This window comes from Candidatus Persebacteraceae bacterium Df01 (assembly GCA_030386295.1).
Classification (GTDB): domain Bacteria; phylum Pseudomonadota; class Gammaproteobacteria; order Tethybacterales; family Persebacteraceae; genus Doriopsillibacter; species Doriopsillibacter californiensis.
In genome coordinates this window covers 1-25,537 of record JANQAO010000003.1, presented here as the reverse complement: position 1 = coordinate 25,537, position 25,537 = coordinate 1, and the positions used below count along the sequence as shown (strand labels likewise).

The 25,537-nt window shown below is 46.3% G+C and carries 26 protein-coding genes and 1 pseudogene; 8 read left to right on the top strand and 19 right to left on the bottom strand.

What is annotated here, in order from left to right; translation table 11 throughout:
* The first annotated feature begins 90 nt into the window (after positions 1 to 90).
* The 7 genes from NQX30_04670 (at position 91) to NQX30_04640 (ending at position 6,995) form a co-directional block, all read left to right on the top strand.
* Positions 91 to 1,713 (top strand): phage tail tape measure protein, encoded by a 1,623-nt coding sequence (locus tag NQX30_04670; GenBank protein ID MDM5147663.1) that lies wholly within the window; start codon positions 91 to 93, stop codon positions 1,711 to 1,713.
* Between the two features lie 2 nt (positions 1,714 to 1,715).
* A complete protein-coding gene (locus tag NQX30_04665) occupies positions 1,716 to 2,135 on the top strand; it encodes a phage tail protein (GenBank protein MDM5147662.1) in 420 nt (139 codons plus the stop codon).
* Positions 2,128 to 2,337, top strand: a complete 210-nt coding sequence (locus NQX30_04660) for a tail protein X (GenBank protein ID MDM5147661.1) — start codon at positions 2,128 to 2,130, stop codon at positions 2,335 to 2,337. The genes NQX30_04665 and NQX30_04660 overlap by 8 nt, the downstream gene beginning before the upstream one ends.
* Positions 2,328 to 3,287 (top strand): hypothetical protein, encoded by a 960-nt coding sequence (locus NQX30_04655; protein MDM5147660.1) that lies wholly within the window; start codon positions 2,328 to 2,330, stop codon positions 3,285 to 3,287. Before NQX30_04660 ends, NQX30_04655 begins: the two co-directional genes overlap by 10 nt.
* Positions 3,288 to 3,626: 339 nt before the next feature.
* Positions 3,627 to 4,247 (top strand): DUF1326 domain-containing protein, encoded by a 621-nt coding sequence (locus NQX30_04650; GenBank protein ID MDM5147659.1) that lies wholly within the window; start codon positions 3,627 to 3,629, stop codon positions 4,245 to 4,247.
* Positions 4,240 to 5,373: a glycine cleavage system protein T gene (locus NQX30_04645; protein ID MDM5147658.1), complete on the top strand. Its 1,134-nt coding sequence runs from the start codon at positions 4,240 to 4,242 to the stop codon at positions 5,371 to 5,373. Before NQX30_04650 ends, NQX30_04645 begins: the two co-directional genes overlap by 8 nt.
* Before the next feature lie 14 nt (positions 5,374 to 5,387).
* On the top strand, positions 5,388 to 6,995 hold the full coding sequence (locus NQX30_04640) for an AMP-binding protein (GenBank protein ID MDM5147657.1): 1,608 nt from the start codon (positions 5,388 to 5,390) through the stop codon (positions 6,993 to 6,995).
* Between the two features lie 149 nt (positions 6,996 to 7,144).
* On the opposite strand, the gene NQX30_04635 is transcribed toward NQX30_04640, so the two are convergent.
* The 3 genes from NQX30_04635 to ttcA all read right to left on the bottom strand — a co-directional run bounded on the left by NQX30_04635 (position 7,145) and on the right by ttcA (position 10,265).
* Positions 7,145 to 8,485 carry an MATE family efflux transporter gene (locus NQX30_04635; GenBank protein ID MDM5147656.1) on the bottom strand — a complete coding sequence of 447 codons (1,341 nt, stop codon included), beginning with the start codon at positions 8,483 to 8,485 and terminating at the stop codon, positions 7,145 to 7,147.
* A gap of 264 nt (positions 8,486 to 8,749) precedes the next feature.
* Positions 8,750 to 9,430: a serine O-acetyltransferase gene (gene cysE, locus NQX30_04630; protein ID MDM5147655.1), complete on the bottom strand. Its 681-nt coding sequence runs from the start codon at positions 9,428 to 9,430 to the stop codon at positions 8,750 to 8,752.
* Positions 9,417 to 10,265 carry a tRNA 2-thiocytidine(32) synthetase TtcA gene (ttcA, locus tag NQX30_04625; protein MDM5147654.1) on the bottom strand — a complete coding sequence of 283 codons (849 nt, stop codon included), beginning with the start codon at positions 10,263 to 10,265 and terminating at the stop codon, positions 9,417 to 9,419. The genes cysE and ttcA overlap by 14 nt, the downstream gene beginning before the upstream one ends.
* Before the next feature lie 87 nt (positions 10,266 to 10,352).
* Here ttcA and NQX30_04620 point away from each other — a divergent pair, with 87 nt between their 5' ends.
* Positions 10,353 to 11,447, top strand: coding sequence for an SAM-dependent methyltransferase (locus NQX30_04620; protein ID MDM5147653.1), 1,095 nt, complete (start codon positions 10,353 to 10,355; stop codon positions 11,445 to 11,447).
* An 81-nt stretch (positions 11,448 to 11,528) separates the two neighbouring features.
* Here NQX30_04620 and NQX30_04615 read toward each other — a convergent pair whose 3' ends face one another.
* The 16 genes and pseudogenes from NQX30_04615 to NQX30_04540 all read right to left on the bottom strand — a co-directional run bounded on the left by NQX30_04615 (position 11,529) and on the right by NQX30_04540 (position 25,537).
* On the bottom strand, positions 11,529 to 12,083 hold the full coding sequence (locus NQX30_04615; protein MDM5147652.1) for an NUDIX hydrolase: 555 nt from the start codon (positions 12,081 to 12,083) through the stop codon (positions 11,529 to 11,531).
* Entirely contained in the window at positions 12,080 to 13,531 is a 1,452-nt protein-coding gene (gene nuoN / locus NQX30_04610) for an NADH-quinone oxidoreductase subunit NuoN (protein MDM5147651.1), read from the bottom strand. Before nuoN ends, NQX30_04615 begins: the two co-directional genes overlap by 4 nt.
* Positions 13,528 to 14,445, bottom strand: coding sequence for a restriction endonuclease (locus NQX30_04605; protein MDM5147650.1), 918 nt, complete (start codon positions 14,443 to 14,445; stop codon positions 13,528 to 13,530). The genes nuoN and NQX30_04605 overlap by 4 nt, the downstream gene beginning before the upstream one ends.
* Positions 14,442 to 15,920 (bottom strand): NADH-quinone oxidoreductase subunit M, encoded by a 1,479-nt coding sequence (locus NQX30_04600; GenBank protein ID MDM5147649.1) that lies wholly within the window; start codon positions 15,918 to 15,920, stop codon positions 14,442 to 14,444. Before NQX30_04600 ends, NQX30_04605 begins: the two co-directional genes overlap by 4 nt.
* A 22-nt stretch (positions 15,921 to 15,942) precedes the next feature.
* On the bottom strand, positions 15,943 to 16,242 hold the full coding sequence (locus NQX30_04595) for a hypothetical protein (GenBank protein MDM5147648.1): 300 nt from the start codon (positions 16,240 to 16,242) through the stop codon (positions 15,943 to 15,945).
* Positions 16,232 to 17,380, bottom strand: a complete 1,149-nt coding sequence (locus NQX30_04590; GenBank protein ID MDM5147647.1) for a DNA methyltransferase — start codon at positions 17,378 to 17,380, stop codon at positions 16,232 to 16,234. Before NQX30_04590 ends, NQX30_04595 begins: the two co-directional genes overlap by 11 nt.
* Positions 17,377 to 19,326, bottom strand: coding sequence for an NADH-quinone oxidoreductase subunit L (gene nuoL, locus NQX30_04585; GenBank protein MDM5147646.1), 1,950 nt, complete (start codon positions 19,324 to 19,326; stop codon positions 17,377 to 17,379). Before nuoL ends, NQX30_04590 begins: the two co-directional genes overlap by 4 nt.
* The gene (gene nuoK, locus NQX30_04580) at positions 19,323 to 19,631 is read right to left on the bottom strand and encodes an NADH-quinone oxidoreductase subunit NuoK (protein ID MDM5147645.1); all 309 of its coding nucleotides are present in this window, start codon (positions 19,629 to 19,631) and stop codon (positions 19,323 to 19,325) included. Before nuoK ends, nuoL begins: the two co-directional genes overlap by 4 nt.
* Before the next feature lie 9 nt (positions 19,632 to 19,640).
* Positions 19,641 to 19,991, bottom strand: coding sequence for a hypothetical protein (locus NQX30_04575; protein ID MDM5147644.1), 351 nt, complete (start codon positions 19,989 to 19,991; stop codon positions 19,641 to 19,643).
* Between the two features lie 2 nt (positions 19,992 to 19,993).
* A complete protein-coding gene (locus NQX30_04570; GenBank protein ID MDM5147643.1) occupies positions 19,994 to 20,626 on the bottom strand; it encodes an NADH-quinone oxidoreductase subunit J in 633 nt (210 codons plus the stop codon).
* A 50-nt stretch (positions 20,627 to 20,676) separates the two neighbouring features.
* On the bottom strand, positions 20,677 to 21,999 hold the full coding sequence (gene tilS / locus NQX30_04565; protein ID MDM5147642.1) for a tRNA lysidine(34) synthetase TilS: 1,323 nt from the start codon (positions 21,997 to 21,999) through the stop codon (positions 20,677 to 20,679).
* Positions 21,971 to 22,936, bottom strand: coding sequence for an acetyl-CoA carboxylase carboxyltransferase subunit alpha (locus tag NQX30_04560; GenBank protein ID MDM5147641.1), 966 nt, complete (start codon positions 22,934 to 22,936; stop codon positions 21,971 to 21,973). Before NQX30_04560 ends, tilS begins: the two co-directional genes overlap by 29 nt.
* A gap of 12 nt (positions 22,937 to 22,948) precedes the next feature.
* The gene (metW, locus tag NQX30_04555) at positions 22,949 to 23,560 is read right to left on the bottom strand and encodes a methionine biosynthesis protein MetW (GenBank protein MDM5147640.1); all 612 of its coding nucleotides are present in this window, start codon (positions 23,558 to 23,560) and stop codon (positions 22,949 to 22,951) included.
* Entirely contained in the window at positions 23,557 to 24,672 is a 1,116-nt protein-coding gene (locus NQX30_04550; protein ID MDM5147639.1) for a homoserine O-acetyltransferase, read from the bottom strand. The genes metW and NQX30_04550 overlap by 4 nt, the downstream gene beginning before the upstream one ends.
* Complete coding sequence (locus tag NQX30_04545) at positions 24,672 to 24,851, bottom strand: hypothetical protein (GenBank protein MDM5147638.1); 180 nt, start codon at positions 24,849 to 24,851, stop codon at positions 24,672 to 24,674. Before NQX30_04545 ends, NQX30_04550 begins: the two co-directional genes overlap by 1 nt.
* Positions 24,852 to 25,157: 306 nt before the next feature.
* Positions 25,158 to 25,537: pseudogene (locus tag NQX30_04540) on the bottom strand (septal ring lytic transglycosylase RlpA family protein).

The window sequence follows — 25,537 nt, the reverse complement described above, 5'->3', positions numbered from 1 at the left end:
TGATGCTATCACTACTGAATTGGAGGGCTGATGGCCATCCATGATTTTGAGATACGGCTGAAAACGCAAGTCGGCGATTTTGTGCGCAAGATGGATAAAGCGGGCAAGTCGGTTGGCTCCACATTTCTGCAGATGACCAACCCAAGCTTGTCGCAACGAGCGGCGCTTGCAGTTCAGGGCCACCGCGGACAAATCAAAAAACTAAAGACTGCTTATGACGCCACTGGGCGTAGCGATAAAAAACTACGTGCCCAGCTTGAAAAAACCGTTCACTCAATGCGTAAGGCTCGCAGCGGTGCCCGCGCTTATGGCAAAAGTCTTGCGGTTGCCGCCGGCAACTCCAAAAAGTTAACTTCGGCCTCTGTCATTAATAATGGGGCATGGGGGCCACTTGGTTCAGCCATTGGCGGAAGGTTGGTCGGCGGAGCCGCCATCGTTCAGTCCGCCGCTTTGGTTGTTAAGAATGTTATAGACGCCAAGACGCGTGAAGACCAAGCGTTATTTCGGATTGGAACCGTTAGTGGCTACGACCCCGGAACAGACGACCGTAAAGCTTTCCAGCAGGGGTCGCTTGCTAAAGCACGGGCGGTTGCTGATTTTCGGGGTTTTAAAATCTACGAATTATTGGATAACCAATATGCTCTGCTCTATGCAGGGCTTGAGCAGAGTCTCGCGCTCAAGGGCGCAGAAACCGTGGCTATTGTCGCAAAAAACACAAACAGTAATCCTGACGAAATCGCAAACCTAATAGCTAGCGCCTATAAAAACTTTGGAACACAGTTCAATGGCTCCGCAGAAGACAAACTAAAACAAATCGCAGACTTGCTCACAAAAACACATTCTCAATATAAAATTAATGACTTTACAGCTCTCGGACAAAATTTAAAGACAGCGGCGGCAACCGCCAGCACGTATAAAGTCCCGTTAAAAGACATGCTCGCAATTCTGGGTGAATTAAGTAACTCCTCGCTTGCTGAGCAGAGCGGAGCCGCTTTTTCTGCCATGTTGCAGCAAATGGGGAAAGAAAAAACAATGGAAAAATTAGGGTATCAGTTAGTGCGTTACGATAATCAAGCCATTAATGTTATAGCTACCCTTAAAAAAATGGCCGACGCCTACCAAAAACTTAAGGATAGCAAAGGGCTCACAACGGCAACTCAGGTTTTTGCTGAGGTTTTTGGAGACGAAGGAGTTAATGGCACCACTTTGTGGTTAGAAAGAAACAACGGTATGATTGCTGGATTAGCGGCACTTAATACTGCCATCGGCACAAATGAAAAACAAATAAAAGAGTTTTCTGCGACTACCGCTGCAGATATTAATAAGCTCGGGGATGCCTTTGACAATCTAAAGAGAGCGCTATTTTTTGAGACCGGTCTAATATCTAGCGCCGCAGGCGGAGTGAACGCGATTGCGGATGTTTTTAGGCATGGGTGGCCTAATGGTGATGTCAAAGGCGCACGTTCACAGTATACGCTTAATCTTCTTGGTAGTTTGCAAGCGATAGAGGAAAAAGCGAACAGAAAAATGGCCAACAACAAGACGCAGAATATTAATGTCGGGGGGATACATATTAATGCTACTACGCCCACCTTACTAGAAGAAGTACGGGAGTTAATTTATGGTCGTCCTACCATGGTGTTACGGCAGGTCGAGGAGGCTACAGGTCCGTTTCTCGGTGATGATGGTTTGTCGACAGGGCACGATTATTAAAAATGGCACAGGCACAAATTGGTGGTTTTGTTTTTGTGGTCGGGGATACCGAATTTAATTCCATAACGCATGAATATAAAGGGCGATGGGAGGCACGGGATAAATTAGGCGCCCTCCCCGAAAGACAATACCTAGGGCAAATGCCGCAGAAAATAACACTGCGAGGATATAGTATTATTGAGAGCAGGCAACATTTATTAAGTTTCAATCAACTAAAAAATCAATTTGGTGGAGGTGATACTGCCACCCTCTCGCGTGAGGGTGAGCCGCTTGATTTTTTTATTGGTGGGGACGGCGGGGTATCAGGGGATTATCTCGGCACTTGGGTGATAGATAGCTTCACCGAAAATAAAAGTATATTGGATGGGCATGCCAACCCAAAAAAAATTGAATTTACTTTGACCATCTCTCAGTATGGCTAATTATCATACCACCGCCGATGAACATTTAGACGCGATTGTCGCGTTTTATTATGGGGTAGAAAAAGCAAATACAGCTCTTAGAATTGTGCTGGACGCTAATCCTAGGTTGGCTTATTTCGGCGTCATTATTCCTAAAGGAGTGACAATAAAATTACCCGCTTTTCCGTCTACGGCGGTTAGAGGTGTAGCCTTATGGGATTAGATATATTAATTAATGGAACAAGAAATGATACTATTACCTCTAATATAAACCAACTCACCGTCACCGATGTGGATGAGGATAATTCCGATACCGCTGAGATTATTATCTTGGTAGGCGATAAGAATATACCTATACCTAGAATAGGCGTTAAGGTTAATATCTATTATGACCATGTCGCTGTCGGTGGACAGTTTGTCGTCAATAAAATATCGAGCAGCAACACAAGTGGATTAATGTATATAGATTGCGCGGAATACGATTGTGATAGTGATATGCGCACCCCGCGTGATGCGTCCTATCAGGATGTGGCTATCGGGGAGATAGTCACCACTATCGCTAATCGATATGGTGTAAAATCATCGGTTCATGACGCTATCGGCTCACTACTTCCAGGCGAAGCTTTGCAGCGGGGTGAGACAGACTTGTCTTTTTTGAGGCGGCTCGCGGCAGCCGCGGGGGCTAAATTCATAATCAAAAAAAGTGGTTTTTATTTTTTACCACAAAACGTGGCGGATAGTGTGTCGGGCTCTAGCTTGGCAGCAAGTTATATAGATGTAACAGACCCAAACGTCACTTGTGACTGGGTAGTGTCATCCCGCAAACAGTCATCTGTCATCGTAAAATATTACGATGACGACCGAGTGACGGTTCGGCAGCTCGTTGTCGGAGACAATAAAAATCCCGACATGATGGCTACGGTTTATGTTAACCGTCATGCCGCAGAGCTCGCAGCCGTGAGTGCACTAGCACGCAAAAAAAGAAACATTCAAGAGCTATCAATATCTACCAAACTATCCCTATCCGCGAGAGCGGGGCACCCGCTTACGGTAGCGGGGCTCCCATTTGGGATCGCGACCGAAATGAAAATCAGCCGCGTCAAGCACTTTTTTTCGGCGAAATCGGTTAAAAAAACTGATATTAGAGCATTTTATTCGCCATTTACGGGATAGCTCAACCCTGATTAACACGCGATTAACAGGTAATTAATTCCACAAAGCTTAGTTGGGCAGATTGATTGATTAAGTAATTGTTTTAACCGCTATATCCCGCTATTAACCCCTATATCCCGATTTCCGCACCCTCTTTTTCTCCTTCAACCGTTATCTTTCTGTAATTATTTTGAGCTAAGTTAAATTTCATTTTTTATTTTTAAATCATTGTTTTATCGCACTATTATTTAACATTATATTATGCGAAAGCTAAAAAATATAGTAGCACGTTAATATTTTTAAAAATTAACGTGGCATAATTCTGCCAGAATTAAAAACAAAAATCGGAGAGAGACAGAGATGAAATGGCACATTCGAGGAGATGTTATCCTCAGTTGCAACTGCGACGTATTTTGTCCGTGCGTGGTATCGCTGGGCAAAGCTCGCCCTTCACACGGCTATTGTCATTCCTGGTGGGGGGTGCGAATCAAACACGGCAGCTACGGTGAGGAAACTCTGGACGACCTGTGTGTCGGTATTTTGCTAGACGTCCCTGGTCGCATGGGAGAAGGCGGTTGGACCGTTGCTCTATATATTGACGACAAAGCTAATAATACAGCGTTTTCCGGATTGCAGAAAATTTTTACTGGACAAGCTGGCGGCTCACTGGGAATTTTGTCCTTACTCATCGCCAATATATTAGGAGTTGAACGTGCCAAAATTAATTTTACCGACACCGATGGTGGCTGGCATATGCTGACCACCAGTGCAAACCGAAAAATATCAGATTGCGCTGTCAATCGTCTACCCGGTCAACGTGAAGGAGAAGACGTAGTGATTCACAATTCTCAATATTGGGTGGCACCCGATGTGACCGTCGCCGTTGGCAGCAAAAGCCGCGTGCGTGCGTTTGGCCGCGTATGGGATTTTTCTGGACAGAGCGCCGAATACGCCACAGTTTCTTGGCTAAGCGATGACTAATCGTCCATACATCGCACTAGGTAGCCGCCTGCGGCCGTCACCGTTCTACGAAGCCACACGCCGTTGGGGAGCAAAGGCTTTCACCGTCTATAACCACACCCTGATGCCAACAGTGTACGATTCTGCCGAGGCCGATTATGCACGCATTACTAACGGCGTAACTTTGTGGGATGTTGCCGGTGAGCGACAAGTAGAAATCAGCGGCCCCGACGCCTTTGCGTTCACGCAATACTTAACACCACGAGATTTGTCTTCTTGCGCACCGGGAAAATGCCGCTATGTGCTGATGACCAACCAACACGGTGGCGTCATTAACGACCCTGTATTGTTACGACTGAAGGAGAACCGTTTTTGGCTGTCGGCAGCGGATGCGGACATTTTGTTATGGTGTCAAGGCGTAGCGCTCAATAGCGGGTTTGATGTCAAATTAACGCGCCCTGACGTTTCGCCGCTACAATTACAAGGTCCCAACGCACCTGCGCTCGCTGCCACTTTATTTGGTGATTGGACCAGCGATTTGCGTTACTTTCATCTGCGGGCCTTTGAATATGAAGGAGTGCCATTGGTCATCTCTCGCACAGGCTGGAGCGGTGAACTGGGTTTTGAAATTTACTTGTGTGATGGCTCGCGCGGTGACTGGCTATGGGAACGCATCATGGAATTGGGAGCTCCTTATGGCATTCATCCAGCAGCACCGTCTGCTATTCGCCGGTTAGAAGGCGGCTTACTTTCATATGGCGCTGACGCCGACATGAACGATACGCCCTTTCATTTAGGGCTGGGGCGGCTAGCACAAGTAAATGGAGATTTTGATTTTATTGGTAAGGCAGCATTGCTGGCGATGTACGACAAACCACTGTCCCGCCGCCTAACCGGTGTAGTATTGACCGGCGAGCCATTGTCGGCACCGTCAATTCGATGGTGGGATGTACTTGCCTCTGGCAAACGCATTGGCAAGGTACGCAGTGCCGTATATTCGCCGTCTTTACAGCAAAATATCGGCATGGCAATGTTAGATGCACCACATGACGTGGCCAACAGCTCTTTTAGCGTGCTCACCGAACACGGCAGCACACGCGAAGGAATGGCGCACGAACTACCTTTTATCGTTTCAAAAAAACCTTAACAGGAAAATCGATAATGGACACAACAGGATTAGAAAAAAATGCAGCTAATTATGTACCTCTAACGCCATTGAGTTTATTACAGCGCACGGCTCGGGTTTACCCTCATCGCACAGCGCTTATTTACAACAATTTAAAACGCAGCTGGAAAGAAGTAAGTGAACGCTGTCAACAATTAGCTGCTGCATTACAAAAAAACGGCATTGAACCTGGTGATGTAGTATCTTTTGTCGCCGCCAACACACCAGAATTATTTGAAGCACACTTTGCCGTGCCCATGTCTGGCGCAGTACTCAATGCTTGCAACGTGCGTTTGGATGCAACAACACTACGCTATATTTTTGAACACGGCGAAAGTAAAATCGTCTTTGTAGACAGCGAATATGCGTCCGTTGTCAAATCCGCCGTCACCGGTATAAAAAACCCGCCCCTGCTGGTGGACATTATTGACCCCGCCGTACCGGGCGAGCGCATCGGTACCTGTAACTATGAAGAATTTATGGCACAGGCGGAAAATAAAAAGCTGTTTATCATGCCCAAAGACGAGTGGACACCGATAACGCTCAATTACACTTCTGGCACCACCGGAAATCCTAAAGGTGTGGTGTATCATCATCGTGGTGCATATTTGATGGCTATGGGTACCGCCGTCAGCTGGAATGTGCCCGCACACAACCGATACCTTTGTACAGTACCGATGTTTCATTGTAACGGCTGGTGTCATCCTTGGATGCAAGCTATACTGGCTGGCGTCAGCATTTGCATGCGGAAAATTGACGGCGCTGATATTTTGCGATTAATTGCCAAACACGAAGTACAGTTGATGGGAGGCGCACCGATTGTATTGAACACGATTGTCAATGCTGCTGCAGGACAACCGCTGCCGCATAAAGTCCAGTTTATTAGTGCAGCTGCACCACCGCCAGCATCCGTTTTACAAGCAGCACAGGCACTTGGCTTTAATGTTATGCACGTCTATGGGTTAACTGAAACCTATGGTCACACCACTATGTGTGCTTGGAAAAATGATTTGTGGGATACTCTGCCGCAAGAAGAGCAAGAGAAAAAAATGATTCGCCAAGGCGTAGGGTTGCCGATACTAGAAGATTGGGCAGTGTTTGACAACAATCGCAATCCAGTCGCCCAAGACGGCAAGACAATCGGAGAAATTGTAATGCGCGGCAACGTGCTTATGAGCGGTTATCTCAAAAACACATCCGCCACCAATGAGGTTTTTGCCGGCGGCTGGTTCAAAACTGGCGATTTGGGTGTCTGGCACGAAGATGATTACTTGCAAGTTAAAGATCGCCTTAAAGATATTATTATTTCCGGTGGTGAAAACATTTCTTCTATTGCCGTGGAAAATGCTTTGTGCAAACACTCTGCGGTGGCAATGGCGGCAGTAGTAGCCAAGCCAGATGAAAAATGGGGAGAAACACCATGCGCTTTTGTAGAAATAAAATTAGACGAAGCGACACCTACTGTTGATGATATCAAGGCTTTTTGCAAACAACAATTACCTTCCTATATGTGCCCACAGCACGTAATATTTTTTGAACTTCCAAAAACTGCCACTGGAAAAATAAAAAAATTTGAACTCCGCGAACAAGCAAAAACATTATAGATATACCGATCAAATCGGCATTAGCAATATACTTTTATTTTTATCATTTAGCGGATTGTTAAATGAGCTAATAAATATCTATTCTTTTTCTTCATAAACCCATCAATCAACAACGAAATATCTATCCAACACTGCTTGAAATATACTTTTCAGCGTGACACATGTACCAAAATTTTTTGGCAATACCAGAACATCACTATTGCAGCAACAACATTACAAATAAACATACTTAGCCAAATACCAGCAACCCCCATATTTAACACAACCGCTAGCAAATAAAACAACGCTGCCGGCACTATTAATTGCCGCAACACATTCATCACTAGCAACACTTTATAATGTGCCGCCGCCAATAGTAGCGCCGTTATTATGCTAATCAACACATAAAATGGTCCCAGTCCTGCAGCCAACCAAAGATAGTGCTGACCGTGAGTAACAACCGAAGCATCCGTATTGAATAATCCAATTAATTGCCCACCCAAAAACACCATTGTTACTGCTCCCAGCATGTTGACAGCCCATCCACATTTAATACAAAAATGATAAGCAATACGCACTCGCCGCGATTGTCCAGCGCCAAAATTTTGCCCTGCATAGGTAAGCATCGCCACTTCCAGACCGATTGTCGGCAATAAAAACAACTGCTCCAAACGTAACGCAATACCGTAAGCAGCCACTGCCGAATCACTCACATATCCTAAAAACCCTGTAACAATAAAAAAACCAGAATTAATACACAACATTCTCGTCGTCGGCGCAGACGCATGACCAGCTAAAACGGAGATGATACGCCAACGTGGAATCAAAAACATCCAATGCCAACGTTTTGCAATAATCGTACGTGACAGCGTATACAGCATATACAAAGCACAACCGGCTTGGGCAATAACTGTCGCCCAAGCAACGCCAGCCACTCCCAAAGCAGGTAACCCAAACCAGCCAAACATGAGTGCTGGGTCGAGAATAATATTTACCATCGTCGCCACGGCAATGCTATTGCGATAAGCTCGCGTATTGCCCACTGCATGCAAAATCCCATTGAATACAAACGCGCCGATAAAAGCCGGTGCTCCTGCAAAAATAACAAGAGAATAAGAAAGCCCCCAAGCGTGAGTTTGTCCAGAAGCACCCATTAATCGCAACAATATATCAGCAAGCGGTAGCAACGTAATCCATATCATCACACACACCAGCACGCCTAGCACTAAGCTCTGTCCTGCTAGATAACGCGCACGTATTAGCCGTTTAGCACCTACCGCTTTGGCAATACGAGCAGTAATTGCCTGCGAAAGCCCCACACAACAAGATAGCAAAATAAAAAATAATGGAAACGAAAACGCTAGTGCCGCTTGCGCTTCAGTAGCTAGCCAACCGGCATAAAATGCATCGGTGATGTTAAATAACGTGTTGCAAAACAGCCCCGCCGCTGCCGGCACAGCCAGCCGGCGTACATGGCGCGATGCCGAACCTTGAGTCAAACTATATTTCATATACCACTGACAATTCCACAAAGTCGGCTAGGCAGACGTTCAAAAATCAGCAGACGCAAAATCACAAACGCCTTATATGAACAGCCTCGCAAAAAATTGGGAATAATTTTATTAATAAGGGCGTGAAAATATTTTATAAAAATAACGAGAATTGAAATTGTCGCAAAGCACTCAATCGTTTATAAAAATAAATTTTATCTTCCATAGAATTTTTCGGAAGGAGGCAAAGCAAGAAAATATAGAAATGCTCACAAACCGATGCGCCTAGCTTTTTTTCTTTTTTTTCATTTCCTCAATAGACGTTTCCAGTTGGAGAACCCGTGCAGTCAACGTTTCAATCATATCTTCGCACGACTTGCTCTCTTCATCAACCGCATAAGCGGCAAATTGCTTTTTCTCATCCGGATTATCTTCAACGCTAGCAGACTCGCCAATAATACGTGCCGGAATGCCCAATACCGTACGATGCGGCGGTACTTCATTAACTACTACCGCATTAGAACCAACACGCGACTGTTCACCAATAACAATCGGACCCAGCACTTTAGCACCGGCACCAACGATAACTCCTGCCTCTAATGTCGGATGCCGTTTTCCCTTAAATGTTTGCGTAGTGCCACCCAGTGTTACTCCTTGATAAATAGAGCAATCATCTCCCACTTCGGCAGTACCACCAATGACAATACCCATACCGTGATCTATAAATATACGCTGCCCCAACATTGCACCTGGATGAATTTCCACACCGGTTAAGAAACGCCCGATATGCGAGAAAAAACGCGCCAGCCAAAACCAGCTATGCGACCACAAAAAATGATTAAACCTGTGTATCCATACCGCATGCAACCCAGGATAACAAAAAGCGATTTCCCACCAGTTCCGCGCAACCGGGTCACGCTGCATATAAACTTCAAACTCTGCCTTACGGCGTTCAAGAAAAGACATGAATAATTTCTCCTTGTAGGGGGGGCAATGGGACGGCATCGGCTTCATTGCCGGCACCGATAAAGTCAAATAACCGACCATCCAATAAGTGTGATGGAGTAACGTTTTGCAAAGCACGAAAAATATTTTGTACTCGTCCAGGATGTTGAGATTCCCATTTATTTAACATTTTTTTCGTGCTAGCGCGGGCTCCGCCACCAGTTGCACCGCATAAATTACACGGAATAATCGGAAATTCACGCCGCGCTGCATAATCAGCAATATCGCGCTCACGGCAATACGCCAGCGGGCGAATCACCACGTGCCGATCCTTATCGCTACTCAGGCGTGGTGGCATAGCCTTAAGAACACCACCAAAAAACAAATTCATAAAAAAAGTTTCCATAATATCATCGGCGTGATGACCAAGCGCAATTTTTGTAGCACCTTCCTCTCCGGCAACACGATACAAAATTCCGCGCCGTAATCGCGAACACAATCCGCAGGTAGTCGCACCGTCAGGAATAACTCGTTTAACAACCGTGTATGTGTCTTGAAAAACAATACGAAAAGGTACTTTTATTTTTTCAAAATAGCGCTCCAACAGACTGGAATCAAAACCAGGATGCCCTTGATCTACCACCACTGCTACAATGTCAAAATTCACAGGTGCACGCGCGCGCAATGCTAGCAAAACATCTAACATGGCGTGACTATCTTTGCCACCCGACAAACACGCCATAACGCGGTCGCCCTCTTCAACCATAGCATAATCAGTAATAGCACGGCTAATCTCCCGCCGCAACCGTTGTTGCAAAATTCCTGCTTGGTGCGCTTGCTTACGTAAATCGGCCATAACGCAACATTCTATCAAACGCCGGTATAAGCCGCACCTTATAACAATGAGAAAATACCCTAGCTGCTCACTTTTTACTATTTCCTTATGCCCGAATCTGCTTCCGCTGCCGACGTTATACAAACCGCAATTACCGATGTTAACGGCTGGTTGCGCTTCGATGAATATCTTAACATCGCACTACATCACCCACAAGTAGGGTATTATGGCGGAGGAAAAGTTCGCTTTGGCACCGCCGGTGATTTTGTCACCGCTCCCGTCTTATCACCGCTATTTGGACAATCTTTAGCCCAACAAATAGCGGAAGTGTTGCGCTGTGTCGGTGGTGATGTGCTGGAGTTAGGTGCTGGCGATGGGCAGCTAGCTATTGACATCATGCCAATGTTGCAGGCGGCAAGTATCTCTCACCGCTATCATATTTTAGAAACTAGCGCGGCTTTACGAGCGCGACAAGCATCCCGACTGCCGGCGTCTGTACAATGGCTTTCATCATTACCGGAGTCATTTTGCGGAGTTATCATCGCCAATGAAGTCTTGGATGCCGTGCCATTTCGCCTATTTGCCAAGCACAGTGGAAAGTGGCTGGAACGTGGTGTAACGATAAAAAAAAGCACTTTACACTGGCAAAACCGTCCGGCTGATGATGACGCTGTTCGACAACGATTGCAAAATTTAGCCTTACCTGATGACTATGAAACTGAAGTTAATCCTCGTGCCGAAGGACTAGTAAGAACGCTAGCACAAACACTAAAAGCGGGAGCGATATTTATTATTGATTACGGATTTGGTCGCAATGAATACTATCATCCACAACGTGCCCGCGGCACCATGATGTGCCACCGCGCCCATCATTCCGACACCGAACCGCTACACTGCCCCGGAGAAAAAGACATTACTACGCATGTGGATTTCACTGCCATTGCCGAAGCAGGATTAGATGGTGGCGCAACGCTTGCCGGTTACACCACACAAGCGAATTTTTTAATCAATAACGGCATTACCGATTTACTTGCTGCCGCAGATAATACTGACGCGGTAGCATGGACAAAACTTGCGGCGGGAGCACAAAAATTGCTGGCGCCACACGAAATGGGAGAATTATTTAAGTGTATTGCCTTTGGTAAAGATATTTCTTTGCCATTGAGCGGTTTTACCCGAAACGACCGCCGATATCAATTGTGACGCTATGAATATTTAATTTAAAAATAAAGGTTAATCGGCAATAATTTCATTCATGCCAAGATTGATTTTTTTCCGACTCAGTCACAGCCTTGCTTTGTTGAGCGCCAGCCAGTATAGTCCAACTATAGTTTTGGCGTCAGTGATAACGCTTTCTTGTACCATAGCAAAGGCCTTCTCCAACGATACCGGCACTGCCTCAACAAATTCGTCTTTTTCGCCGGGATGGCCTTCATAATGCAAACCTCTCGCTAAAAATAAATGTGCAATTTCATTACAAAACCCGGGGCTGGTTTCCATTGACAGCATAGTGTCCCAGCGTTTAGCACGATAACCAGTTTCCTCCAGCAGTTCGCGTTCGGCTGCAAAACGTGGCTCTTCATCAGGCTCCAACTTGCCCGCTGGAAATTCCCAAATGTGTCGCCCCAAAGCATATCTAAACTGCCATTCCAGCAACACCGTATCATTATCCAATAAAGGAACAATCACCGCCGCACCAGGGTGATAGACCACCTCTCGTGCTGATTCTCCACCATCGGGCAGGCCCACTCGAGCAGTTTCTACTCGCACCACATTGCCTAAAAATACGGTTTTACCGTCAAGGCGCGTTTCAGAAAAATCAGGGCGATTGTCGCTCACAATGATGTCCACGCTGCTGCCTCGCAAAGCGCCAACAAACCGCCTGGAAACAACCCCAGAAACAGCACCAACACGCCAATTAATGCCAGCAATACAGATGCAGCCGGCGTTAGTGACACTGTTGCCGCATCAACTTCTGGTTTATCAAAAAACATTAGTTTAACCACGCGCAAATAATAAAACGCTCCCACCACAGAAAACAGTACCGCCAACACTACCAACCAAATCAAACCGGCGTGAGCAGCAGCTTCCAGAACCGCCAGTTTGGCTGCAAATCCCACTACTGGCGGAATTCCGGCCATAGAAAACATGAGCAACAACAATACACCGGCAGCCAGCCCGTTACGCGAAGCCAAGCCTTTAATGTCGGCTAATTCGGATTTTTCCTCGCCATCAGCAGACATCAGCACTAATACGCCAAAACCGCCGACCGTCATCAGCGCATAAGCGATAATGTAAAACATCGCCGCCGCCACTCCGCCAATACCACCCGCTAACACACCCAGCAACATAAAACCGCTGTGCGCAATGGCCGAATATGCCAGCATTCGCTTGAAATTGGTTTGAGCAATAGCGGTAAGATTACCGACAGCCAATGATGCCACCGCTAGCACGATGAGCATATCGCGCCAGTCACCACTTAACGCACCCAAAGACTCTACCAACACCCGCAAAAGCATCGCCATTGCCGCCACTTTGGGCGCCGCAGCGATAAATAATGTCACCGGTGCTGGTGCACCTTGATAGACATCCGGTAACCACATATGAAACGGCGCCGCTCCTAATTTAAAAGCCAATCCCGCCAACATAAACACCAACCCCAAAGTCAGCGCCATTTGGCTAGCAAAATGACCAGATACAATCGCTTCCGCCACATCACGAATATAGAGTTGCCCGGTGGTTCCGTATATGATAGATACACCGTACAAAAACAACCCTGATGCCAAAGCTCCGAGCACAAAATATTTTATTGCCGCTTCAGATGCCATCACACTATTACGGCGCATGGCAATCAGAGCATAAAGGCACAAAGACATTAATTCCAATCCCATATACAGAGATAAAAAGTGTCCAGCTGACACCATAACGAGCATTCCCAAAACCGCTAAAAGCGACAAGCAATGAAACTCTCCGCGCAACATTCCGGTGCTTTGTAAATAGTGGCGAGAAAACGCTAATGAACCTGCCGCTGCCAGCAAAATCGTTGTTTTCAACAAAGCAGTAAACGGACTCGCGACAAAAAAACCGTTCATGGCACTCTGCGGTGGCGATGAGAAATCACCTGCCGTTGCCGCTGCTGCAATAAGCAAACCAGCAACCGCTGCCCAATGCAGCCGCGCACGCCGCTCTTTAGGCAAAAACAAATCTGCACACAATATTGAACATGCGGCTATGAAAATAAAAATTTCCACGCTAGCTGCGGAAATAATTAAATCAGAGGCTTTCATTCGTCTTGCACTCGCTTTTTATCTAAAAAATAAATTGATCGCAATGGCAATAATGATTTATCTTCTTCTGACAGATTGTCATAATTTTTTTGCCATAGATCTACAAATATATCCATATCAATAAGTTCCAAATGCTTTAAATTATTGCGAGCAAAATCGCGACAACCCGAAGCAAAACCGGCGGATGAGATAAAAACACCGATATCGCCATCGGTTAATATCCCCGCTAATTGCCTTAACTCTGGCTGCCCTGATTTTTTAGATTCGTGCTTGACTTGAACCTTAATGCGCGGTGGCTTGCCTCCCAGTTGGTCGGTATAAGCAAGTATATCTATGCCGCCATCCGGTCCCGGAGACGCTATATCGCGCACATAATAATTCATACCTCTCATCAAAGCAGCACATAAATCTTGAAACCTATAGGGCAACATTGAACGAATATGTTTCTGAATGCTTTCCATTGCATTGCTTTCATGTTGTTCAACATCAAAAATTGATTCGTCTTCACTATCTGTTTTATCTTCATCAGCCAAGGCACTATCCAGTTTTTTTACTTTCTGTCTCTCCTTAAGGAAATCAGCATATATTTTTTTCCCTTTTTCAATAACAGCTTGTTCTCCTTCCAACAACACATTGCGCCCATCAGCAGTAAGACGCCATATACCTCCTCCTTTCCTCAAAAATCCCGCCTTAACAAAAATATCGCTGAGAAATTGCATTTTTATTGCCCACTTAACTCTACCCCCTTCATAGACACTTTTTTCGGCTTCTGGAATATCTCCACTTTTTTGCTTGTAAATTTCCTCTAACAATCTAGACAGCAACATTTTTCCATCATTGTCGTTCAATATTTTAAGTGCTGTATAAGCTAAATGTACTGACAATCCTTGGTTGGATGATTTTTTCACACTCATAATTTCCCCCTCTCCACATGTTCTAGCAAGTGTTCCGCTGATACACTCACGACATCCAAAAATGGCAGCGGCCACAAGCCCATCAGTAACACCAAAGCTGCAAAAGCGATGAGAATGATTAATTCGCGCCGACTCACATCTTGCAAATTGCTTACTTGGTCATTAACCACAGCGCCAAAAATCACCCGCTTATACATCCATAGGCTGTACGCCGCACCAGTAATGAGAGTAAAAGCCGCCGCCAGTCCTACCCAAAAATTGGCATTAATCGCCGCTAAAATAACGATAAATTCACCGACAAAGCCGCTAGTACCCGGTAGCCCAGCATTAGCCATAGCAAACAACATTAAAAAAGCAGAATATTTTGGCATGGCATTAACCACGCCGCCATAATCGGCAATTCGGCGCGTGTGCAGCCGGTCATACAGCACACCAACACAAAAGAACATCGCGCCCGATATAAAACCGTGCGATACCATCTGCGCAATACCGCCAACAATCCCCCACTCATCAAATAGAAAAAATCCCAGCGTCACAAAACCCATGTGAGCAATAGACGAATAAGCAATAAGCTTTTTCATATCTTCTTGAACCAGCGCAACCAGGCCAATATACACAATAGCGATAAGCGACAGAGCAATCATTAACCATGCGTATTCAACACTGGCATCAGGCGCTATCGGCAACGAAAAACGCAAAAACCCGTAAGCACCAAGTTTCAACATCACCGCTGCCAGCACAATGGAGCCACCGGTTGGCGCTTCAACGTGCGCATCCGGTAACCACGTGTGCACCGGTGTCATTGGCACTTTGACCGCAAAAGCGGCAAGAAATGCAAAAAACAACAGCGTTTGTGCAGTCATAGAAAGCGGCACTTCATGAAAAGCGGCAATAGAAAAAGAATCTGCCTGATTAAATAAATATAAAATCGCCGCCAGCATAAGTAAAGATCCGAGTAGCGTGTACAAGAAAAACTTAAGCGCCGCATAAACTCGCCGTTCACCGCCCCATACGCCGATGACAATAAAGAGTGGGATCAGTGTCGCCTCCCAAAACATATAAAACAGTACGCTGTCGGTAGCAGCAAATACGCCGTTGGTAAAACCCGACATGATGAGAAAAGCGCCCATGTAAGCGGCAACACGTTCCTTAATCACTTCCCAACCGGCAGCGACCACCAGTAACGTGGTAAACGTATTGAGCAGTATCATTAATACAGAAAGCCCGTCTACACCGAGCCCATAGCGAATACCGTAACGATCAATCCACGGGACATCTTCTACAAATTGCATGGCAGCCGTAGTATTGTCAAAACCAAAAAATAATGGCAACGACAACAAAAAAGCAACTACGGAAATGATGAGTGCATACATTTTTGCGCGATGCGGACAGGGATTGAGCAACGGCAACGCCAACAAGCCGACACCACCGATAATGGGTAACCAGATGAGCAGTGATAATAAACCCTCACTCATTAAATACCTCATCTTATTTTTCTCATATTATTAATACTAAGTATTGACACCAATTCGGAATAATTCCCAAACATAACTGCTTATACATTAAATCACTGCTTTTTATTTTCCCTGACATAAATTTATCAACATCTTCTTTCGAGCACGGCTTAATATTTGCGTGTTTTTTTTCAGTGCGAATCTCACTAATACGTCCTTGGTTAAGAATACGCTTCGGGAAAGAAAGCATTCTGCAAATTTCTTGATTTGTTACTTTAGGCTTATTTTTTAAAATTCCCTTAATCATGGATACCTCTGAGTCGGATAAGCTTTTACCTGCCATCACTTACCTCTTCGGGAAAAGCATTTCTATATTTTTCTCTAATTTCATTTATGCTAACAAGTTTTTTTTCTTCTCTTAAATACCAATAATTCCAGCCATTACATTCTTCACTATTAGCCGCTTTCGCTCCCATTTGATGAATTGAGCCCGATATATTATGAATTCCATTAAGTTTCAATTTCCCACTCTGCAAAACTGTTGCCGTTGTTTTTTCCTTTTTGCAATAAACTTTTCTTCCTTTTTTGATATAGCCTTTTTCTATTAATTTTTTAAAAGCTACACGCAATATTTTTTTATGTCCTATTTCGTTATTAACCAAATTTATCTTAACTGACTTAATACGCTTTATGGCGGCACCTAAATAACATTTATTGTTTTCAATCCCAACGCCCAAACGCCCCAACTGTCGAGCCACTGCCAGCGTTGTACCACTGCCTAAAAACGGGTCCAACACCACATCACCAACTTTACTAGAAGATAATATGACGCGCCGTAACAATGCCTCCGGTTTTTGCGTGGAATGTAATTTATTTCCTTCTACATCTCGAAGTCGCTCCTTACCACCACACAGTGAAAAGCTCCATACATTCGTCATTTGCTTGCCACCGTTTTCGGTTTTCATGCAATGGTGATTAAAAGTATATTTAGATTTTTCTGACTTTTTCGCCCAAATTAGCGTTTCTGTTGCATTGGTAAATCGCACTCCGCGAAAATTCGGCATTGGATTGCTTTTGTGCCAAATTACGTCGTTGAGTAGCCAGTACCCTGCATCTTGCATCAGCCTCCCCAACCGTCCGATGTTGTGATAGGTGCCAATCACCCACATTGTGCCACTGTCTTTGAGAATGCGGCGGCATTCTGTCAGCCATTGGAGGCAAAATTTATCGTACGCCTCAAAAGATTCAAATTTATCCCAGTCATCATCCACCCCATTGACTCGCGTCATGTTGGGGCGATATAGCTCACCTTTGAGTTGTAAATTGTACGGTGGATCGGCAAAAATCAAATCAACTGATTTTTTAGGTAGCAGCGGTAGCGTCGCTAAACAATCGCCACGTACCACTCGCCAGTCAGTACCGCCAGAAGAATGCGGCAAAGCGGCTATTGTCGACAACAGAAAATTTGTATGCCTTGTCATTGCGTTAGCCATAGTCGCCACAGTAACGCCAATGCCACCGCAAACAGCATAAGAAAAGCGTAATGATAAATAGCACCGGTTTGCAAATGCCGTACCATGCGCGCTGTCGTCCCGATAATCTTAGCCGTTCCATTAACAAAAAAGCCATCAATGAGCGCCATGTCTATCCGCTGCCAAAACAGCCGCCCCAACCGCCGCGCACCACCAGCAAAAAACCAATCGTTAAAATCATCAAAACCGTATTTGGCCTGCAGGATATTAAAGATTGTCCCGCGAGCAAATTTTTCAGTTCGCGCCGGCCAACCGCTATATAACCACCAAGCGGCGACAATACCGGCGAGCGCACAATAAAAAACCGGCGAATACACGCTGTGCGACGCCATTGCCATAGCGCTACTACCCATCTTGTCCAGCGCCATCGCCGTAGTGTCATTGCCATCAGTGACAACAATCGCGCTGTCAAAAAAACCGCCAAGTAACATCGGCTCCACCAACACAAAACCGACCAACAATGACGGCACCGCCAACAAAATAAGCGGTAAGGTCACTACCCACGGCGGCTCACGTAAATGTTCGCGGACATGTGCATCCATGCGAGGCGCACCATGAAAGGTAAGTATTAACAAACGAAAAGAATACAGCGCTGTAATAAAAGCGCCCGCAACTAACGCCCAGTAAGCAACGATAGCACCGGGCAACGCTGATGCGCCAACCGCTTCAATAATTACATCTTTAGAATAAAACCCTGAAAATGGCGGTACCCCTGCTAATGCCAATGAACCAATCAAGCCGGTAATGTAAGTAATCGGCAGATAACGGCGCAACCCACCCATCTCGCGCATGTCTTGCTTGTGGTGCATCGCGATAATAACCGCGCCCGCGCCTAAAAATAGCAAAGCTTTGAAAAAAGCATGTGTAAATAAATGAAAAATTGCCGCAGAATAAGCCGACGCACCCAGTGCAGCCGTCATATAGCCCAACTGCGAAAGAGTAGAATACGCCACCACGCGCTTAATGTCGTTTTGCACCAACCCCAACAAACCCATAAAAAACGCCGTAAGTGTTCCCACCGTCAACACCACCGTTAATGCCGTTGTAGACAATTCAAACAGCGGTGACATACGCGCCACCATAAAGATACCAGCAGTAACCATAGTCGCAGCATGAATCAGCGCTGAAATAGGCGTAGGTCCCTCCATTGAATCAGGTAGCCACACGTGCAAAGGAAATTGTGCAGACTTACCCATCGCCCCAACAAACAGCAGCAAGCACATGGCAGTAATTGCGCTCCATTGTTCAGGCAATGCGGATAATACTGCGCTCGCTGCCTCCGGCGCGCGGGAAAATACGGAGGAATAGTCCAACGTTCCAAATACCGCGAGAACTAACCCGATACCTAACAAAAAACCCAAATCACCAACACGATTGACAAGGAAAGCTTTGAGATTGGCGTAAATTGCTGCCGGCCGAGAATGCCAAAAACCGATAAGTAAATAAGACACCAACCCCACCGCTTCCCAACCAAAAAATAACTGCAAAAAGTTGTTGGACATAACCAGCATTAGCATGGCAAACGTGAAGAGCGCAATATAAGAGAAAAAACGCTGATATCCTGGATCATCAGCCATGTAACCAATGGTATAAATGTGCACCATAAGCGATACAAACGTCACTACCAGCATCATTAATATCGTAAGATTATCTATCAAAAAACCAAGGCTCAGGCGCACATCACCCACTTGTGCCCACACATACCAGTCAAAATTAATAATTTCCCCCTGCCCTATAACTTCACGAGCAACCAGCACCGAAGCAATAAAAGCCCAGCCAACGGCAGCAATAGCAGCACTGTGAGCTCCTCGCCTGCCAATACGTCCACCAAATAATCCGGCAATAAGTGCACCAAAAAGCGGCGCCAACGGGATAGAAACAACCAACGCGTTCATTCGCGTAATTGCTTCCAGTCGTCTATGTTAATGGTACGTCGATTACGAAAAGCGACAATAAGAATGGCAAGCCCGATAGCTGATTCTGCTGCTGCCACAGTGAGTATAAAAAACACAAAAATTTGTCCATGAATATCGCCCAAATATCGCGAAAAAGCAATAAAATTGAGATTAACCGCAAGCAATATTAACTCCACCGACATGAGGATGATAAGAATATTTTTTCGGTTGAGAAAGACGCCAGCCACCCCAATGACAAACACCGCGGCAGCAAGAATCAAATAATGCGGTAAAAGCGGCGCCATTATTAATAATTAGCGGGAAAAACTAATGTGGTACAGAAGCGCTCCAAAAAACGCAATAACCGTCAATGAACTAAAAATGATGACAAAAGCCCGCGCCAGTGGTGAAAAATCAGTATCGTAAAAAAATTGCCACGATGGCACAAAAATCCAAGACAGTACAGTCAACCCCAGACATCCTCGAGATAAAAGCAGCACATTACGTGTAAAACCGCTCACCGATTCGGCTCCAAAGAAAACCGAAATAAAACCGGTGTTAATTGGCTCATCATTTATGTACGGGACAAGTGCCCAGCCCAATACCATGAAGAAGAGCACAATCACAGAAAGCGCTAAGCGTATAAAAAATTCAAATGTATTCATAATTATTCTCCTTTTTGTTTTCCTGCGGGGATGGCAATACTGTCAGCCGGTGATAGAGAAACAAGTCGTACCCTCCCCGCCTTACCGGCTTGCACTTGTAAATCAGGCGCAGCATATTTGGTTCCTTTGCGCCGCCTAAGCGTCAGCGCAATCGCCGCGACAATAGCTACCAGTAACAACACGGCGGCGAGCTCAAAGGGATAAAAATAGTCGGTGTACAGTAGCGCTGCCAATGCTCTGGTGTTGTCCTCCGGCGGCAACGGCGCAGCATACATAACGGTATCAAAAAACGGTTCGCTGTACAACACAAAAATAATCTCTCCTACCACCAGTGCTGCGGCACATGCAGCCAGCGGTAGATAACGCCAAAACCCTTCACGCAGCACATCCAGATTGATATCTAACATCATAATCACAAACAAAAATAGCACCATCACAGCACCTACATAAACTAAAATAATAGCCAGCGCTAAAAATTCGGCCTGTAATGTCATCCACAGCCCAGCAGAAGACACAAACGCCAACACTAGAAATAGTGACGCATGAACTGGATTGCGGGCAAAAATCACTCCCAAAGAAGAAGCCAGCAAAATAGTAGCGAATACTCCAAAAACAATAAACAAAAAATCTGGCATGATATTCATTTTATCACCGTCACCGATTTTTAGGTGCTTCTAGCAGGCTGTTAGCGCCACTCAAAACGACAATCCAACCCCTCCTCATCGGGAGATGCACGAAACATCTCAGAAACAGCAATTCCAGGCAGTGCCGCCAGCGTGTCTCCCGCAAACAGCAACGGTAGGCGCTGACGACGCCACGGCATGACTCCTGCTTCCCGAAGTAAATCCGATACAGGGCGTTCCCGTGTCGGAGAAAGTTGCAGTCGCTCGCCACCGCGGCGTAATTTAGCCGTGAACGTGTCGCCTGCTTTAGCTACGGATAATCCGCCGCGCTGCTGCCGCATGACCAACGTGCCCCCAATTTGTGGCAAATCACAGCGACCATCCACCGCCCGCACCGACACTTGAAAATTTTTCGGTACTGAGGGCAATCTGTCCCAATAAATCCGCCCACGCCAAGCGCGCAACGTAATATTACGAAAACGAAAAGACAGATGGTTGCCACCGTTAGCCATAATTTGTCGCACCGCTTCGGCAATACTACGTTCGCTAAAACGCCCACCACTCTTGAGCAACGAAGAGTGTAGCCAATTTTTAGTGCGCGCCGCACCAATATTATGAAAATGCGCAATACTGAAACCGCCATCTACGGTGCTGGCAGCTTTTTCATCATCTGCCGCCAGCACTGCCAATAATTCGGCACCCGCTGCAAAACGCGCAGCCGCCGCAGCCAAAGTTCTCCCACAGTCAGGAAATTGCTCATACAGTATCGGCAATGCCCGTCGCCGCAAAAAATTACGCCGCCGTGAAATATTGCGATTATCCTCATCTTCAATCCAACGCAATCGGCGGTGGCTAGCATAAGCAGCAATTTCCGAACGCGACAACATCAACCAAGGTCGAAGCAGCAACATATGCGCTGCACCCGGCAGTGGCGCACAAGCTCGCATTGCGCCCATACCGTGCGGCCCGGTCCCACGCAAAGCGCGAAACAACACAGTTTCAGCTTGGTCATCAGCGTGATGCGCCGCCACAACCGCCTGCACAGGCAACTGCGCAAATGCCCGCATACGTGCTTGTCGTGCCCATTCTTCACCGGCACCAGCGGGAAGTGCCGCATGATGCGTATAAAACCTGATACCGTGAGCACGACATAACCTCGCACAAAAACGCTCCCACGAATCGGCATTGGGACTAAGGCCGTGATTGACATGACATGCAGTAATTGACCAGTGAGAGGCCAACGGCAATACTGCATCCAATAGCGACACCGAATCCATACCACCGGAAAGCCCTACCGCCACAGTGCCACCCGATGGTAAGCAGGTTGCAAACAAATCGCGCGCGACGGTGGTTAGTTTATTGCCGCCGCTCCAAGTATTTCCCATAGTTGCGCCAACGCTGGCGGCGCGCCTCCAATAGCGTTTCTATATCCAAATTATGCAGACGCTCTAAGGCGGTATTCAGTGTCACGCCGGTGGCGGCGATAACGCCATCAGCATGGCGATGCGCACCACCAGCCGGCTCATCAATAATATCGTCAATCAAGCTCATTTTTTTTAATTGTGCTGCTGTCAAACCCAATAAAGCGGCAGCTTCTGCTGTGCGAGAAGCGTCTTTCCAAAGAATGGAAGCGCACCCTTCTGGTGAAATTACAGAATATACGGCGTAGCGCAACATTGCCACATAATCGCCCACAGCAATCGCCAACGCACCACCAGAACCACCTTCACCGATAACAATGACCAAAGTTGGCGTGCGCAACGTTGCAGCTCGCTGCAAACACATGCCAATCGCCCCCGATTGTCCACGTTCTTCAGCACCGATACCCGGATAGGCTCCTGGAGTATCTACAAAATTAAGTAGCGGCAAGTTAAATTTTTCCGCCAACCCCATCACCCGCAAAGCTTTACGATAACCCTCAGGTCCAGCCATTCCAAAATTGCGCTCCAATCGTTCGCTGGTGGTGTGTCCTTTTTGCTGGCCGATAACAGCCACTGAACGTCCTTCAAATTTTGCCAGTCCGGCAATAATAGCTTTGTCATCGGCGAAACAGCGGTCACCATGCAACTCCACAAAATCAGCGCACAGTCCGCAAATGTAATCCATCATTTGCGGTCGTGCTGGATGCCGCGCCACTTGGCAAGCTTGCCAATCGGTCAGCTTACTATAAATTGTTTTAAGTGAAGTCTCTTTCTTTTTTTCTAGCTGCCGCAGCCGTTTAAGAATGTCATCACCTTCGCCCGTATCTTCGGAGCGCCGCAACATTTCCATTTCAGCCTCAAACGGCTCAATTTCAAGCTCAAAATCCAGCAATTGGCGCATAAATTAATGTTATCACAGCACGCGAGCAGCTACGGATGCTCGACGCAGACAATAAATAGCCATTTGTGCACGACCATTAGGCGCGCGCTCAATTTGCTGTTCTCCTAACAAAAATAATTTTTGTTCAATGTGCAACGACTCGCGGATACACAGTGCTTCAAAATCTTTGATAGTGCAATACCGCACGTTGGGCGTGCTATCCCAAGTATGTGGCAATAGACGATCTCGCGGCATGGCACCAGCCAACAACTGTAGCCGCATACGCCAGTAACCAAAGTTGGGAAAGGAAACAATCGCCAAACGCCCAATACGCAACATTTCTTGCAACAGCAGCGGCGGCGCAATGTGCACACTTTGCAATGTTTGCGACAAAATTACTACATCGTATGCATTATCGCTAAACAAGGACAGCCCTTTATTAATATCGCAATAAACGGCTTCTATTCCTCGCTCAAAACAGCGTATCAAATTAGCCCTCGCGATATCTGCGCCAACACCGTGCACATTGCGCGCCTGTTGCAGATGAGCCAACATATCGCCTTCACCACAGCCGAGATCCAACACCGATGCACCTTGTGGCACTGCGGCAGCAATGCGCTGAAAATCCAACCGCAAATTCGTCATGCCAACGTCGTCATGAATGCGCTCACCGCGCGATGATAATCAGAATTTTCCAGCAAAAAAGAGTCATGTCCCTCTTGCGATTCAATTTCAATATACGACACTCGTTTTTTGGCCTGCAACAACGCCTGCGTTATTTCTTCGGAACATTTAGGAGAAAAGCGCCAATCGCTGGAAAATGACAATAATAATAGCTTAGCTGTTATGGGTGCCAGTGCGTGTGTCAGATTATTATCACGAGAGGCTGCAGGGTCAAAATAATCCAATGCCCGCGTCATTAACAAATAAGTATTAGCGTCAAAGCAGTCAGAAAATTTACTCCCTTGATAACGCAAATAAGATTCCACTTGAAATTCAATATCGTAGTTGTACGCCGTTTCCGCCTCTCGCCGCTCACGACCGAAGCGGGCTGCCATATGAGCATCCGACAAATAGGTCAAATGCGCTAGCATTCGCGCCAATCGCAGCCCACCTTGCGGTTGTTTTTCACACGCATAGTAATTACCTTCGCAAAAATCAGGATCACTCATGATCGCCTGTCGCGCTACATCGTTAAAGCCGATATTAAGTGCAGTTAGCTTAGCCGCCGCCGCAATTATTACTGCCGCTTGCAAGCAATCAGGATAATCCATCGCCCAACGCAACGCCTGCATTCCGCCTAAACTACCGCCTACCACCGCAGCAAAACGGTTAATTCCAAGCCGTTCAGCCAATCGTTTTTGAGAATGCACCCAATCTTCCACCGTCACCACCGGGAAACGCCCACCATAAGGCTCACCGTCATCTGGATGTGGACTCAAAGGTCCGGTAGAACCGTGACAACCACCAAGATTATTAGATGAAATAACAAAAAATCGATCAGTATCCAGCGGCTTACCGGGACCGATGAAATTGTCCCACCAACCAACGTCTTTGGGATTGTCCACATACCATCCCGCCGCATGCTGCGAACCAGATAGCGCGTGGCATACCAACACAGCGTTACTCATTTGTGAGTTAGCAACACCATAAGTTTCATAACTCAGTTGCCAGTGCGGAAGCTTAATACCAGAAGACAGTTCCAACGGCTCGTCAAAAACCATTGTTTGCCGTTCTATTGCGCCCACGGATACCATCACGGAAATTCCACCAAAAATCCGCACCAGCCGGCTTCACACAATGCTTTTTCGTCACGTTTGGCAATTTGTGAGCTATCATAAGGACCTACCCAAACGAAATACCGTCCTTTCTTTTCTTTGTTAATTAAAACATTGCCCATCAAACCAGAAAAATTAGCGGTCATAAAATTTTTCATCAATCGATTTGCGTTAGCTAACACTGAAAAAAAACCCATTTGAATGTACGTGCCTGGTGGCGTAGAAGAAATCACCTGCTTTTCTTTTGACGACGAATCGGAAAGCGTTTCCGGCAAAGACACCGTAATCGTTTTTGGTGATGTGACCGAGGGCTGCGCTGTTGAAGATAAGATATCCTTTGTCGGTAAGGCAATAGAAGAAACCGCCGAGTTTTCTGTTGAAATTGTTACCGATGCTATCACCGAAGTATGTTTCAGCGAAGCGGCCAAATTACCTGCAAGGTCATTAGGTGATTGAATACGACCATCAGGAGACACTACAATAGCTTCCACCACCACTTCGGCGGTACCGGAATTGACAATACCAAGGTGACGCGCCGCCGCATAAGATAGATCAATCAATCGCCCACCAAGAAAAGGACCGCGGTCGTTAACACGCACCACCACACGACGTCCATCGCTTACACGAGTAACGCGGACATAGCTCGGCAACGGCAAAGTCGGATGTGCCGCCGTCATTTTGTGCATATCGTAAACTTCACCTAATGATGTTTTGCGCCCGTGATAGCGCTTACCATACCACGACGCTACGCCTTTTTCGTAGTACGGCACAATTTTCGTCCGTGGATAAAATCGTTGCCCCAACGCTGTATAGGGACGGCTGTTTACTGCACTAACCTCTTCCC